This is a genomic window from Nonlabens sp. (genome assembly GCF_018401815.1).
Taxonomy (GTDB): Bacteria; Bacteroidota; Bacteroidia; order Flavobacteriales; family Flavobacteriaceae; genus Nonlabens.
Map to the genome: position 1 here is coordinate 494,183 of NZ_JAGYKG010000001.1, position 15,933 is coordinate 510,115.

At 37.3% G+C, this 15,933-nt stretch carries 12 protein-coding genes; 1 reads left to right on the top strand and 11 read right to left on the bottom strand.

The genetic code is table 11. The features are described 5' to 3' along the window. Positions 1–74: 74 nt before the first annotated feature. The 4 genes from KG732_RS02250 to KG732_RS02265 form a co-directional block, all read right to left on the bottom strand. Positions 75–2,846, bottom strand: coding sequence for an outer membrane beta-barrel protein (locus KG732_RS02250; protein WP_213520760.1), 2,772 nt, complete (start codon positions 2,844–2,846; stop codon positions 75–77). A gap of 188 nt (positions 2,847–3,034) precedes the next feature. Then, positions 3,035–4,339 carry a ribosome biogenesis GTPase Der gene (gene der, locus KG732_RS02255; RefSeq protein WP_213521218.1) on the bottom strand — a complete coding sequence of 435 codons (1,305 nt, stop codon included), beginning with the start codon at positions 4,337–4,339 and terminating at the stop codon, positions 3,035–3,037. A gap of 216 nt (positions 4,340–4,555) precedes the next feature. Continuing rightward, entirely contained in the window at positions 4,556–5,533 is a 978-nt protein-coding gene (locus tag KG732_RS02260) for a polyprenyl synthetase family protein (RefSeq protein WP_213520761.1), read from the bottom strand. 162 nt (positions 5,534–5,695) lie between these two features. After that, positions 5,696–6,778 (bottom strand): T9SS type A sorting domain-containing protein, encoded by a 1,083-nt coding sequence (locus tag KG732_RS02265; protein ID WP_213520762.1) that lies wholly within the window; start codon positions 6,776–6,778, stop codon positions 5,696–5,698. 271 nt (positions 6,779–7,049) lie between these two features. Here KG732_RS02265 and KG732_RS02270 point away from each other — a divergent pair, with 271 nt between their 5' ends. After that, positions 7,050–8,417, top strand: coding sequence for an aryl-sulfate sulfotransferase (locus KG732_RS02270; RefSeq protein ID WP_213520763.1), 1,368 nt, complete (start codon positions 7,050–7,052; stop codon positions 8,415–8,417). Between the two features lie 74 nt (positions 8,418–8,491). On the opposite strand, the gene rlmN is transcribed toward KG732_RS02270, so the two are convergent. The 7 genes from rlmN to rsgA form a co-directional block, all read right to left on the bottom strand. Next, positions 8,492–9,532: a 23S rRNA (adenine(2503)-C(2))-methyltransferase RlmN gene (rlmN, locus tag KG732_RS02275; RefSeq protein ID WP_213521220.1), complete on the bottom strand. Its 1,041-nt coding sequence runs from the start codon at positions 9,530–9,532 to the stop codon at positions 8,492–8,494. Between the two features lie 110 nt (positions 9,533–9,642). After that, positions 9,643–11,313, bottom strand: a complete 1,671-nt coding sequence (locus KG732_RS02280; protein WP_213520764.1) for a T9SS type A sorting domain-containing protein — start codon at positions 11,311–11,313, stop codon at positions 9,643–9,645. Between the two features lie 154 nt (positions 11,314–11,467). Next, complete coding sequence (queA, locus tag KG732_RS02285) at positions 11,468–12,520, bottom strand: tRNA preQ1(34) S-adenosylmethionine ribosyltransferase-isomerase QueA (protein ID WP_213520765.1); 1,053 nt, start codon at positions 12,518–12,520, stop codon at positions 11,468–11,470. Between the two features lie 67 nt (positions 12,521–12,587). Further along, positions 12,588–13,880: a 3-phosphoshikimate 1-carboxyvinyltransferase gene (locus KG732_RS02290; protein WP_213520766.1), complete on the bottom strand. Its 1,293-nt coding sequence runs from the start codon at positions 13,878–13,880 to the stop codon at positions 12,588–12,590. A 3-nt stretch (positions 13,881–13,883) separates the two neighbouring features. Further along, on the bottom strand, positions 13,884–14,213 hold the full coding sequence (locus KG732_RS02295; RefSeq protein WP_213520767.1) for a nucleotide pyrophosphohydrolase: 330 nt from the start codon (positions 14,211–14,213) through the stop codon (positions 13,884–13,886). Positions 14,214–14,434: 221 nt separating this feature from the next. Next, positions 14,435–14,884 (bottom strand): D-aminoacyl-tRNA deacylase, encoded by a 450-nt coding sequence (gene dtd / locus KG732_RS02300; RefSeq protein WP_213520768.1) that lies wholly within the window; start codon positions 14,882–14,884, stop codon positions 14,435–14,437. Next, entirely contained in the window at positions 14,881–15,888 is a 1,008-nt protein-coding gene (gene rsgA, locus KG732_RS02305) for a ribosome small subunit-dependent GTPase A (RefSeq protein WP_213521222.1), read from the bottom strand. Before rsgA ends, dtd begins: the two co-directional genes overlap by 4 nt. Positions 15,889–15,933 lie beyond the last annotated feature (45 nt).

Genomic DNA, 15,933 nt, shown 5'->3' on the forward strand with positions numbered 1-15,933 from the left:
GAGAAGTATTGTTCTAAAGGTACTTGATGTTGTTCCGCTTTCGCGAAAGCGAGATTCTTTTCCAGCTTGATGTATTAAAACCCGTTATCGTTATTATTAGGGTCTTTACCACCAAATTTTGAAAACTTATAGGTAAAACTAAGCATGAAATATTGTTGAAGCACAAGACTACTGGTATCTGCCACAAAATCTTGATTTACAGAGCGTCTGGTATCAATAATTTGATTTAAGATATCATAAGCCTTGAGTTTTATGGTTGCTTTATCCTTAGCAAATTTGTATCCCAGACTACCTATCAAAACAAAGGAGTCATCATCAAAATCACCAGTTATGTTCCCAAATTTATTGTACTCTCCTCTTATTCCAAGAATCACATGTTCTGGCCAGAAAGTAGTAATATCTATTGCCGCTCGATGATTGACAAACTCCTGATTTTTAATATTAGTAACGTCAAATTGAGTTCTGTTAGCACTAATTTCATAACCTAGCTCTACATCAACATAATCTTTTAATGAATATTCAAAGGTGAGCTCTGGAGAAAAAACATAGCTTTCTGACTGAAACGCAAGCTCGTTTGTAAAACCTTTGTTTAAGGATAAGTTTCCATTTATCCCAAAATCAAAACCTATTTCTCTATCGTCTTTTTTCCATGTTTTAGCAAAGCTGGCGTATAGATAACCGTTGTATTCACCATCTATATTTGTGTAAGTCGTGGTTCTTATCAAATCTTCATCTGTATCAGTAATTGCCGCTACACTATTATCTGTGTATGTAAAACCTCCACCAGAATAAAATCCTGATCCTTTCTCCCAGTCATAATTACTTAAATTAAAATAAAGGTTATGTCGCTGGCTGGCATCTAAATCTGGATTACCTATGACTATATTTTGTGGATTGGTTCTATCTTCCACCGGTTGTAATTGTCTCACCCTAGGAATATTGATGCTATTACTGTAATTAACATACATCCTACCGAATTTCCCGAATTTATAATTTAAATAAGCTCTTATATAGGGATCTGTAAATTCTTTATCAAAACTTGTATTCAGCAGCACATCTTCACTTTCTAAAGTTTGATGTATAATTCCTGCGCTTAAATCCATTCTTAAATCACCTTTATTATAACGCAAGCCTAAGCTAGGTATTTGCTGGGTGTTTTTAACTTCATAGTCATTACTTAAAGTCGTATTAAGGACTATACTTCCAGAGGCATCCCGATCAAAAATACTTCTCTTGTTTTCTTCATTACCGCTTTCTACATTGTAATTGATGGAAAGCCCTAATGCGTCTGTTAATTTTTTAGTGACGTAAGGAGTAAATGAAAGGTTATTTCTTTCTGTATTGTTATTGATCAACTGATCTTGAATCACCGGAGTTTCTGGATTACCCATATCATCAAAGGTGGTACGTGTACTATTAAAATCGCTTTGAGAGTTATTTTTATTTTTAGTTACATTCCCATAAAAGCCAAAATAGGTTCCTTTTTCTAGTGTTCGCCTAGAGAAATAAAAATTAGCTGCCAATGACTGGTTGTCAGAATCTGATGTACTGGAAGTACTCACCTCGTTTATAGCAGCGCCACTTTCATCACTTGAGGCAGAACTGCTTGTGTTGTCATCAAAGTTAGTAGAAAAGTTAATGTTAGGCCTGATATTAAAAGTAGTAAGTGTGTCTGGCTTTACTTCTATACGACCACTTATTCTATGACTGTCTCCAGTTCTATTGCCTCGATTAGAGTCTTCTGTGATAAAGATTCTATCAGGAAGAAATGTTTGTCTGCGACTATCAGAAGCTGACACTGTTTCATTACCTCCATAAAAATAATTTACAGATGCGCTTAAGGTTTTGCCCCAATCGTTAGAAATGTTTAAGCCTGCACTATCACTAGAAGTAATACCACCGCTACCTCCAAAATTTTGTCCGTTGATACCAAAACTTCCATTGCTGTTTCTAGAAATAGAGTAAGCGCTGCTTCCCATAGCGTCGTAGATTTCATCAAATGAAAAACCTGGACTATTGATATTATTGCTACTTCCTAAAACACTTAATTTAAAATCATTGTTGAAGTAGTTGGCTATTCCGCTCATGGAATATCGATCATCAGTTCCACCACCTGCGGTAAGTCTGGAAAACCAACCTTTATTTTTGTCTTCATCAATAGTGATATTGATTTCGCTTGCATTTGCATCACCGGCTTCCCCAGTGGCCTTTTGAGTATCGGTTTTTGACTCGGTTACTTGAATTTTATCAATGATTTCTTTAGGTAAGTTTTTAAGTGCTATTTGAGGATCATCGCCAAAAAACTCTTTTCCATTCACTAGAATCTTAGAAACCTCTTTACCATTTACGGTAATCTTGCCGTCTTTATCCACTTCCACTCCGGGCAATTCTTTCATAACGTCTTCCAAGGTAGCATCTGCTTTTGTATTAAAGGACTTGGCATTAAATTCAAGAGTATCTTTTTTAACAGTAATAGGTGCTTTACGAGCCTTTACAACGATACTACTCAAAGACTCTATATCGTTACTCAAACTTATAATTCCTAAATCTAGATCACGACCCTCTTTTAGGTTTATAGTTTTTGTGTAATTTTTATATCCCTGAAAAGAAGCGATAAAAGAAACTTCTTCAAAATCCGTGTTTCCCTTTAGATTAAAAACGCCTGAAGCATCGGTGATCGAATAGGTGATTAAGGTAGAATCTTGGATGCTTTCTAAATAAATCGTAGCGCTTAATAGAGTTTCTTGAGAAATAGAGTCTTGCACTACTCCTTTAATATGAAACTGTTGAGCTTGTAATGAAAAAGTACACAGCATCACAAAAATGGCAACAAGAAATAACCTCATGAAGATTAGTTTGATAGGTTGGTATTAATTAACCTAGGGAGAACGTAATAATATTAGTAAAATTTTATGGCTAGGAGCCTCTTAACACTTTGTTAAGAAAACAACTGATCGAGTAGTTACCTGCTTAAAAAAATGGTATAAAAAAGCATCTATAACAAGATGCTTTTTTAGAATAATCTCAAAACTGATTATTTCTTTCTCATATAAACGCTGATGGGCACACCGTTAAAATCAAAATGCTTTCTAAGTTGATTCTCTAGGTATCTTTTATAACTATCTCTTACGTATTGAGGTAAGTTACAGAAGAAGGCAAACTGCGGCTGTGGCGTAGGCAATTGTGTAATGAACTTAATTTTTACAAACTTCCCTTTTAAGGAAGGCGGGGGATACTTCTCTATTAATGGAAGCAATAGCTCATTAAGCTGGCTGGTTTTTATTTTTTTAGTTCGGTTGTTATAAACCGTAACTGCCGTTTCTATAGCTTTATGTATACGTTGTTTATTCAGTACTGAAATAAAGACAATAGGCACATCGGTAAACGGCTCCATTTCCTTTCTGATCTTCTCTTCGTACTCCTTAGCCGTATTGGTCTCCTTATCTACCAGGTCCCATTTATTCACCAGTACCACAATACCTTTTCTGTTGCGCTCTGCCAGCCAAAATATATTTTGTACCTGTCCGTCAAAACCTCTTGTGGCATCTAGCATAACGATACACACATCACAATGTTCAATAGCTCTTACGCTGCGCATCACACTGTAAAACTCCAAATCTTCACGTACTTTCTTTTTTCTTCTAATTCCAGCGGTATCCACCAAGTTAAAATCAAAGCCAAAACGATTGTACTTGGTGTCTATAGAATCCCGAGTCGTACCTGCAATATCGGTTACTATATACCTGTTTTCACCTATCAAGGCATTGATAAAAGAGCTCTTACCAGCGTTAGGTCTTCCTACTACAGCAAATCGCGGTAAATCATCTCTTACTTCCTCTTCGGTTTCTGGCAGTATTTTTACTAGGTCATCAAGTAAGTCTCCAGTACCACTTCCATTCATACTAGAAATCGAGTAATACTCGCCTAGACCTAAGTTGTAAAACTCATAAGCATCCTGCTCTCTCTGGTTGTTATCTACTTTATTCACCACTAGAAAAACAGGCTTGGTCACTTTTCGCAATAACTTAGCAACATCTTCATCCATAGGGGTGATGCCATCTTCTGCATTGACCATAAAAAGAATGGCATCTGCTTCATCTATGGCCAGTTCTACTTGGTGATCGATTTCGGTTTCAAAAACGTCTTCACTACCTATCACATAACCACCGGTATCGATCAGAGAAAATTCTTTCCCATTCCAGTCACTTCTTCCATAGTGTCGGTCTCTGGTGACCCCACTTACAGAATCGGTAATCGCCTCTCTTCTTTGAATCATTCGATTAAAAAGAGTTGACTTCCCTACATTAGGTCTTCCTACAATTGCTACTATACTCATGATGCGTTTTTTGCGTTTGCAAAGGTAGTTTTTTATTGAGTATCAGAGCAGTTGCTGGCAGAAGATGTTTTTATAAATGTTCCGCTTTCGCGAAAGCGGAATAAATACCAACTACGCCCGCCTATAGAAATGTTGCTTTTTTATTTAAAACTTGTTTTAATCGCAACAAAATGGATATCCGACAGCGGAATGTGACTTTTTATGAGAGAATAGAATTCCTTACTTTTTGCGGTCGATCACGTAATCCACCATCTTCAAAAGCGACTCTTTATATACCGAATGTGGGTAGGTGTTTAATATCTTCAATGCTTCTTGCTTGTACCGGTACATTGCCGTGATAGCATAATCCAGTCCTCCATTGTCTTTTACATAATCAATCACTTGGCGTACTCTTACTTTATCTCGATTGTGTTTTTTAACAGAGTTGATCAACCATTTTTTATTTTTTGGAGTGGCTGTTTGCAGGCAATGAATAAGTGGTAAGGTCATTTTTTGCTCCTTAATATCAATACCTGTAGGCTTCCCTATACGCTGGTTGCCATAATCAAAAAGGTCGTCCTTGATTTGAAAGGCAACCCCTATAAGCGCTCCAAATTTGCGCATTTTCTCTACATCCTCACTATCTGGAGCAACAGAGCAAGCGCCCAGACTGCAACAGGCAGCAATTAAAGTAGCTGTTTTTTTACCTATAATGTCGTAATACACCTCTTCGGTGATATCTAATCTTCTCGCTTTTTCTATTTGTAGCAATTCTCCTTCACTCATCTCACGTACGGCGACACTTATAATTTGCAACAAATCGAAGTCTTTATTATCAATGCTGAGCAATAACCCTTTAGAGAGTAAATAATCACCTACCAAAACAGCGATTTTATTTTTCCATAACGCATTTACCGAGAAGAACCCCCTGCGTTTTAAGCTATCATCCACCACATCATCGTGAACTAAGGTAGCAGTATGAATTAATTCAATAACAGATGCTCCGCGATAGGTGCGCTCATTTACCTGTCCTTTGCCTACCATTTTTGCCACTAGAAAAACAAACATGGGACGCATTTGCTTTCCTTTACGGTTGACTATAAAATGAGTAATGCGATTGAGCAATGCGATACGAGAGGCCATGGAAAGGTGAAACTTCTTTTCAAAAAGTTCCATTTCATGAGCTATAGGCTCCTTAATTTGCTCCACAATTTTCATAAGCTGCAAATATAATGATAGTCAAAATGCAATCCTTGTACTGTAACTTAACATTTAGACTTAAGTTAACAATTACATACAAATGCAATCGGCCAAATAAAAAAGGTAGCCTTAAAAAAAGGCTACCTTTTAAAATTGTTAATTTATAGGATTCGTATGAACTTATTCCTTGATAAACTTTCTAGAGATAGTTCCTTCCTTATTGGAAATGTTCAAAATATAAAGTCCTGGTTTCAACTCCTGAACATTAGTAGTTACGTTGTTAGCATCTACCTCAAGTGATTTGATCAACCTTCCATTAAGATCAACGATATCTACAGCCGTGAATGGTTGAGTATCACTAGTAATATTAAGGATATCTGTAGTTGGGTTAGGATATACTCTTACACTAACATCATTTAATAACTCTTCACTAGTAGTTAATAAATCGCTAGTAACTACTGCCTCTGCTTTAAAATCAAAAAATGATGTAGTTGCAGCAAGTGCATTAGGAGTTGTTGGTGGAGTTGCAGTTGCACTAAATGGAGCTGCGGTTACTACGAAATTTAATTCAATAGGAACTAAACCTGATAAATAAACTGCAGAATTAACACTAATATTACCTGCAGTAGGATCTAACTTCCATAACACTTCACCAGTTACAACATTGTAAGACATACCTAATGAATAGGTTGTGTTTGCCATTAAAGATAATCCTCCTGTAGCAAAATTGATATTAAAGTTACCAATACTACCACCGTTATTTAACCTAGCCTGACCTGTTAGTATCCCAGTGTCTGTGGAATAAAAATAACCTACTATAGGGTTAAATGCAGAATCATATAGAGTCATACCTACTCTAGTTCTACTTGTAGTTACAGGTCCCGTATTAAAGGTATATTCAATATCAATTACATCATTACCAGCAGTTCTTGCTGTCCAACTTGTATCTAAACCTGCTTGCCATAAAAACCTACCACCTTCATTACCGTTAGGTCCAGTTATGTCAACAGTTTGATTTGCAGCACCTGCGGCAGAAGCTATAATAAAATTGCTATTACCTGCATTGGTAGTTGTAGTGGTAGTAGAAGTTGCGGCGCCATTACTTGCAAAGGTAAGAAAACTAGCTTGACCTGCTGTTGAACCGTCAAAGGCTGTTCCGACATTACCCAAGGTAAGATTGTCAAATGTTTCTTGTTGTAACACCTGACCAGAAGAGATCAGACTAACAGCAAACGCTCCAATTAAGAGTAGTGTTTTTTTCATTGTTTTGGATTTTACTGTAAAAATAATAAAATAAAGAGCTTACTCCTAAAAGTTATGTTAAAAAATGTGAACAATGCTTTGAAATTCAATAGCTAAGAAACCTTTAAAAACCTCCTAAAAAAGATGGTATTCGCCTGCTTAAAGGTGTGGTATGCATTTATAAATCATTACTCCAAAGGCTAAGTTAAAGGAAGAATAGAATTGAAATGTAAAATTCTATTAACTATTCCTTAATATTGTAAATCAAATGCCTTAAATACCAAACTGAAAAATGATCCAATTGTTACCCTTTAAAATCTCTGGCGCCTATACTAACGTTCTTGTTTTACTATTGTGTTGCGTAATGCTGTATTCTTGTAAAAATGATGATGATGTAGTGATTCCTGCACCTGTTGTGCAAACCACACCTAACATCACTGTATTTGATTCGGACAGATTAACAGACGATTATGTTTTAATATCTCCCTTTAGAGGTAATTCTACTTTTTTAATAAATCGAGCAGGGAATATATTACATCGTTGGTCCAGTGCGGAATCTACCTTAATGGGGTATTTAAGAGAAGATGGCGCTGTAGTACGTTCTGTCGTTACCGGTGTAGATAACGGCATTACTATAGGTGGAAAAACTGGAGCTATTGAAATCATTGATAAAAACAACAATCAACTTTGGAAATGGACTTTAGACAGTAGTACCGAAGCCTTACATCACGATATCGCTTTAATGCCTAACGGGAATATTTTAGCTTCCGTATGGGTGGTTAAAGATCGAGCGAGCTGTATTGCAAATGGTAGAGACCCCAGTTCTATAATAGCAGACCGACTGGTCATCGATAAAGTCATAGAAATAGAACCCGTAGGCACGGATCAAGCAAACATTGTTTGGGAATGGTCGTTATGGGATCATTTGGTACAGGATTTTGATGCTTCCCAACTCAATTTTGGAGACGCAAGTAATGGAAGCTTATTTGACATTAATCAATCCTCAGAAGGAGATAATTACACTCATGTCAATGGCTTGGACTACATCCCTTCCTTAGATCAAATTATTTTAAACAGTAGAGTCCTCGACGAATTTATCATCATAGATCACAATTTAACAACTGCTGAGGCTGCTTCTAATACTGGCGGAAGGTATAACAAAGGTGGAGAAATTCTTTATAGATGGGGAAATCCGGAATCTTACAATTCTGGAACAAGCCTTGACCAACAATTACATGAGCAACATGATGCGACCTTTGTAGGATCTAACAGCTTATCTCGAGGTACTTTTTTAGTTTTTGACAATCAAGACGGTGCAAATTTCTCTACGATTAAAGAAATTAGCATCCCTGTGAGCGCAGATGGGGTTTACGATCCCATACCAGCTACAGGAAATAGTCCTGCGGCTCCTATATGGAGTTACTCTGCCGAAGCTATTTATTCCCCTAGAACTTCAGGAGTACAAAGATTATCATCTGGAAATACGTTGATAACCAGCAACTCTGGAGATATTATCAGAGAAGTAAATTATGAAAATGAAGTGCTTTGGGAGTTTGATGCGAGGATAGCAGTTGATGGTGTTTTGGAAATAGATTCTTCGGGATTTAAATCTAGAAGTTATGAGAAAAATTACCCAGGTGTTACAGCATTAGGACTTTAAAATACCCCCAGTAAACAAACAAGCTGGAAGCGTTCTTTAGATAAGAATAGTTCCAGCTTTTATATTTTAATAAGCTACTGTTTATTTGCTAATTGGCCACAAGCAGCGTCTATATCTTTACCTCTACTACGCCTTACGTTAACTACGATGCGGTTGCGTTCTAAGAGGGTTTTATACATATCAATGGCTTTGCTACTGGCTTGTTCAAACCTGTCATCATCTATGGAGTTGTACTCAATGATATTTACTTTACATGGAATCACCTTACAGAATTTTATGAGCTCGTGTACATCTTCTTCGGTATCGTTGATGCCTTTCCAAACCACATATTCATAAGTAACCCTAGTTCCTGTTTTTTCATACCAGTACTTCAATGCTTCCTTGATATCAGCAAGTGGGAACTGCTCATTAAAAGGCATGATTTTAGTTCTTTTTTCATCTATAGCACTGTGTAAGGATAGCGCTAGATTGAACTTAGGACCATCGTCAGCCAGCTTCATCATCATTTTAGGAACACCACTTGTAGAAAGGGTGATACGTTTAGGAGACATTCCTAACCCATCTTCACTGGTTATTTTCTCGATGGACTTTAGTACATTATTGTAATTCATCAAAGGCTCTCCCATTCCCATGAAAACTATATTTGATAAAGGAATGTTGTGATACAACCTACTTTGTTGATCTATAGCAATGACTTGATCATATATCTCATCAGGTTGCAAATTACGCATGCGTTTTAGTCTCGCAGTAGCACAAAAGGCACAATTTAAGCTACAGCCTACTTGGGAAGAAACACAGGCAGTAGTTCTAGTGTCTGTTGGGATCAATACCGACTCCACGGTTAAGCCGTCGTGTAGCTTCACAGCATTTTTTATAGTGCCATCTTTACTTCTTTGCATGTCATCCACCTTGATATGATTGATGGTAAAATGCTCTTCTAGGAAGGCTCTGGTTTCTTTAGAAAGATTAGTCATCGCGTCAAAAGAATGAGCGCCTTTTTTCCATAACCATTCATATATCTGGTTACCTCTAAAAGCCTTATCGCCATTTTCTACAAAAAAGTCTCTTAACTGATCTTTAGTTAAAGCTCTGATATCTTTCTTCTTCTCTTTCAACATAGGGTATAAAAAAACGCATTGCAAAACTACATGATTTGCAACGCGTTTGGTATGAATATTTAGTTTATTATTTCTTGATGAATAACACCTGATGAATGAACTCTTATCTATATTTTAGAAATCTTCTCTGTAACTGTTCTCTTTCCATCATTTACTTTTAAAAAGTAAATACCATTAGACAAGTCTTTAATTTCAAGTTGATTTTCCATAAATTCAAATGATCCAGAACGTATGAGCTTACCTGAAAGGTCATAAAGGCGATAATCTGCCGGATTTTCTATCATAACATTTATTATTCCAGTAGAAGGGTTTGGATAAAGGTTGATCTCTAAACTATCGACACTAGCAACACTTAGGGCTGAAGCATAAGCCCCATTTTGAAACGAAGAAGCAGTATTTGCAGGGTCTAACCAAGGGCTCAATCGTCTCGCATTGTTTGTAAAACTATTCCAACTAGCATCCATTCTACCATAAATATCAAATTGATTGTTATCATTAACACCATTACATGCTGCTGCTCCACCAGATAACACACCAATAATTTGACCAGAAGTGTTTAATAGACAACTACCTGAAGAACCTCCTTCTGTAACACCATAATCCCAATCTGCTACAAACCAAACTCTAGTTGCTGGATTACCATTAAAATTAAAATTTTGTGTAGTAGCAGCTTGATCATTCCTACTTAACTTCATAATATCCCCACTTGGATGGTGCATTCCTAGCTGGCCGTTAGAAGAATTTACTAGGTTATTCCATCCTGCATAATACAAATCCCATGAAGCGACAGGTGATTGATTGAGCTCAAACAAGGCAAAATCTGCAATATCATCATTAGCTCTTAATACGGCTCCTGTTAAAACTCTAGTAGGATTAAAGGGACCTGATGTATTTGTAAAAGTGGCACATTGAGGTGTATTGGTAAACCACTGAAATCCAAATGACCAATTATTCCCATTATAACTAGACCCAGCACCATTAGATACATTGCCGAGACAGTGATTTGCTGTTAGAAAATAAGGCGTAGCATCGAGATCTGTATTATTAACTAAAGATCCTGTACATAAACCATTCCCATTGATAATAATTCTCGCCACCGAGTCTTTGTAATTATCTCTAATCGTTGTCCAATCCACACCGTTAGTAGAACCTTGATTAGGATTACATTGTACATCAACATTACAGGAACCTGATTCATTTAATTTACGAAAATCATCTTCTGCCTTTCCAAAGCCTCGGTAACCATGAACCACCTGCTCGATAGAAATTCTTCCTTGATTTTTAACAGCGGCTGGCTCGTAATATTCTAACCATAAATTATCTCCGTAGATAATCCAAGATCCTAGAACACCATCCTCTTGATTTTCCTTGTGAGTATAAGGACCTATTTTATCTGTATGATCATTATTGTATAAAAATAATTCAGCACCAACGGGAAGGTCATAACGATCAAATAGAAAATTAATAGTTCTTGCGCCTGTAGACTCGATGTTCAATCTCCATATGCGATCGCCATTTTCTAATTCTGTCCACTGTCCTGAATTGAATAAATTCAAATCAACTGGTATTTTTTCTCCAAATTTATATGGCTTTGCAAGAGACTGACTCGTCAGCTCGTCCTCCTGCTCTATAGCCTCTATATCAATAGGAGGCATTACTATTTTTAAAGGCTGGCTTTTAAAAGCAAAATCCCACCCACGTGGTGTTGCTTCATTTGTTACTTGGGCTAGTATGGTTTGCCCGACAAGCAATAATAGAAAGAAAGTAATTTTTTTCATGTTAAGGATTTTAAGGTGACAAGATAAGAAACAATCATAAAAAAACCCTAAAGAATTAATATTCAATAGGGCTTTAAATAAAAATGCAAGAATTCACCTGCTAAATCGATGGAGCAAAGTGTGAAAACCTTAAATTAATGCGTTGATCAACTAATTAATCGATAATCAACATAGCGTCTCCATAGGTACTGAATTTATAACCCTCTTTTAAAGCTACTTGATAAGCTTCATTTAGAAAATCATAACCTGCAAAGGCTGCGGCTTGCATCATCAAAGTAGACTTAGGATGATGAAAGTTAGTGATCATGCTATTTGCTATGGTAAAAACATATGGAGGAAAAATAAATTTATTGGTCCATTCGTTAAATGTATTCAAATGGCCATCGCTACTCACAGCACTTTCTAACGTACGCATGGTAGTTGTTCCTACAGCACAAACGTTTTTTCTAGTATCAATAGCGTGGTTGACAATATCACAAGTTTCTTGAGTGATAAAGGCTTGCTCGCTATCCATTTTGTGCTTAGATAGATCTTCTACTTCAACCGGAGCAAAGGTTCCTAGTCCTATGTGCATGGTTACAGCAGTTCTTTTGATTCCTTTAATTTCAAGTCTTTTTAATAGGTGTTTTGAAAAGTGAAGTCCAGCAACTGGTGCAGCTACAGCACCTTCTTTTTCTGCAAAAATAGTCTGGTAACGCTCCTCATCTTCAGGCTCGACATCTCTATTTAACTCTTTAGGCAAAGGAGTTTCTCCTAATTCTTTAAGTGCTTGTCTGAATTCTTCATAACTACCGTCATAAAGAAAACGCAACGTACGACCTCTAGAGGTAGTGTTATCGATCACCTCAGCCACTAGATTTTCATCCTCGCCAAAGTATAATTTATTTCCTATTCTTATTTTTCTAGCAGGATCTACAAGAACGTCCCACAATTTTGTCTCTGGATTTAATTCTCTAAGAAGAAAAACTTCTATTCTTGCCCCTGTTTTTTCTTTATTACCATATAACCTAGCTGGGAAAACTTTGGTATCATTCATCACAAAGATGTCATCTTCATTAAAGTAATCGATAACGTCCTTGAACATTTTATGTTCAATTTCACCTGTTTTCCTGTGCAAAACCATCAACTTAGACTCGTCTCTGTTTTCTGCTGGATGTTGTGCGATGCGATCTTCTGGAAGCTCGTATCCAAATTGTGATAACTTCATTAATTCATTTTTATGATAAGCTGCAAATATACAATTTGAGCATAGGCCTTGTCAAGTAAAAAGCGAGTTAAATTTCTGTAATACTTACATTTACCTTTTTAAGATCATTATAGAAGCTTTTATAACTCTTAGTGACGACCATAGCATCCTTAATAATCACATCGGTCTTCATAGAAAGTGGCGCAAAAGACATTGCCATTCTATGATCTTTGTAAGTATCTACCACCACCTCTTTATGAAAAGCTGTTGGAGATGTAAAATGTAGTTGTATGGAATGATCTGTTGTTTTTATGACGCTTTCGCGAAAGCGGGATCCCACTAACTTCATAGCCTCTATACGGTCTGTCTCTTTTATTTTAAGCGTGTGTAAGCCTGTTAAATGAGCATTAACTCCCAATCCTATGCAAGTTGCAAATACAGTTTGCGCTTGATCTGGCTCGTTAGTCAGGTCCAGCATGACGGTATCTGGCAACTGCTGGTCCACTTTAATGAGCTGGACTCCTTTTGTATCAAAAGCAGTTGTGACACCAAGTGGTTTGTAAATAGAGACCAGTTCGCTATCTCCCTGTAAGGAGTCTTTCTTGTAAAAAGACAGATGCATTTTATAACCCGGCTCTTGCATGGCTACCCAACTGTACCAATACCCAGCGCTACTCCAATCGCTTTCCACCCTAGCCTCCTCTAAAGCAGTTTGTAAAAGTGGCTGTACTTGAACCACTTCATTGGTGATCTCTAACTCTTTATTATTGGCAGACCTCTTCATTACCGTGGTGATCGATTCAAAGCTGATGCTGACACCTAGTTGTTTTAGAATATCTATGGTCATCTCTAGATAAGGTCTAGAGGTGAGTTGATCATAGATGTTGAGTTCTAACCCATTTTCAAAGCTAGGTGCCACCAGTAATAAAGCGGTTAAAAATTGACTGGAAACACTTCCGTCTATAGAAAGTTTGCCTCCTTTTATTTTTTTACCTTTTATTTTTAAAGGAGGAAAACCTTCCTTTTCTAGATAAGAAATATCGGCCCCTAATTTATTGAGAGCCTCTACTAGTATGCCTATGGGGCGCTGTTTCATACGATCGCTTCCCGTAAGTGTAATCTCTCTTCCTTCTTGAATGGCAAAAAAAGCGGTTCCAAAACGCATTGCCGTACCCGCATGACCTATGTCTAGAACAGCGTCCTGACTTTGAAGCACCTGGCTTAAGTGGTCGCTATCATCACTGTCCGATAGGTTTTGAATGTTAAAATTTTTATAAAGCGCCTGAAGGATCAACCAGCGATTGCTTTCACTTTTAGAACCAGAAATTAGGAGCTCTATGTTGCTTTTAGGCGAGGATACTTGAGACAATCTTACATCCATCAGTTAAGATTTTATTTTGGAATTATTGTGATGCCTGTCGTGATCGCGCTCGGTTTTTATTTGAAGTTTTTTATGAAACGCGGCTTCCAGATCTGTGCCTGTTTGATTAGCGAGGCAAAGCACGACAAACATAACATCTGCCAGCTCTTCTCCAAGATCCTTGTTTTTGTCGCTCTCTTTTTCACTTTGCTCTCCATAACGTCGGGCAATAATACGCGCTACTTCCCCTACCTCTTCGGTAAGCTGTGCCATATTAGTGAGTTCGTTAAAATAACGCACTCCATGGTTTTTAATCCACTCGTCAACTTGTTCTTGTGATTTTTTTATGCTCATGTTAGATTTTTCTGAGAACTATTTATTAGGTCACTGCATTGGCATTTACTGTTAATTCATCTGGAATGGTGGAAGATTGAAATCACTCCTCTTGTGATAAAGCTACCGGAACTAGTATCAGACAAACCGCTAAAACAGTACTTTTTTTCATACTACCTCAAAGAACGTAAATTTTGAGGTACTTTCAATCAAAATTACCTTTTGATCAGCCAAAAAATAGCTTACTTGCTTTTACTATCTAATACAATAGTCACAGGACCGTCATTGATCAATTGTACTTTCATATCAGCTCCAAATATTCCTGTAACTATTTCCTTGTTCAGCTTTCGCGAAAGTGTGTTGATAAAAGCATCGTACAATGGCACGGCTACCTCTGGCCTGGCAGCCTCTATATAGCTAGGACGGTTGCCTTTTTTTGTGTTGGCAAATAAGGTAAACTGGGAAATGACTAAGACCTCTGCATCTAAGTCTTGAACACTTAAATTCATCTGGCCATTTGCATCAGAAAAAATTCTCATACCTGCTGTTTTACCCACCAGCCAGTCGATGTCTTCCTGAGCGTCTTCATGGGTAACGCCTAATAATATAAGTAAGCCGTTTTTAATGGCTCCATGAACACTTCCATCTATAGTTACACTTGCTTCACTAACTCGTTGAACAACTATTCTCACGGCTGTATTTGATGTTTATCCTGACGGTAATTATCTTCATCACCTTTGATGATTTGTACATAACTCTCATAACGGCTCAATACCATATCGCCCTGTTCTACCGCCTCTTTTACGGCACATTTAGGTTCTTCTACATGCATGCAATTGTGAAATTTACATTGCTGCTTCAACTCGTGAATTTCAGGGAAGTAATCGCCTATTTCCTCTTTTTCCATATCTACTACACCAAAGCCTTTGACACCAGGTGTATCGATCAAGCGTGCGCCAAAGTCCAAATCAAACATCTCTGCAAACGTAGTAGTATGTTGTCCCTGCTTGTGTTGTTCTGATATTTGCTTGGTTTTTAACTGCAATCCAGGCTGCACCGCATTAGCTAGGGTGCTTTTTCCAGCCCCACTATGACCGGCAAACATGCTGGTCTTGCCTGTCATCTTTTCTTTAATGATATCTATATTCTTCCCCGTCTCAGCACTTATGGCTATACATTCATAACCTATGGATTTATAAAGACTCATCAAGTACCTTACCTCATCCAGCTCTGTCATAGTTAGTAATTCTTCTCCAGTTTCTGGATCGATCATGACAGCGCCTTGATCATCGTTATAGGTGTCTACTTTGTTAAAGGCAAGTACTACAGGAATATGATAAGCCTCTGCAGTGACTAGGACTCGATCTATAAAGGAAGTAAAGGTAGGCGGATTGTTTAAGGTGACCAGTAAAAAAACCTGATCTACATTTGCCGCAATAATATGGGTTTGCTTGGATAAATTCACCGACTTCCTGACGATGTAATTGTCGCGCTCATGAATCACATTGATGATTCCTATTTCTTCGTCTCCTTTTTTCTCAATTTCAAAATCTACCTCATCCCCTACAGCAACAGGATTGGTGCTTTTAATTCCTTGTAAACGGAATTTACCCTTAATCCTACAGGAGTAAAATGCCCCGTCGGTACCTTTTACTTCATACCAACTTCCAGTAGATCTATATACGGTTCCAGTCATTAATTGAGTTGTGTGTTCTTCATCAAACAAAATTAAGGTTTTTAG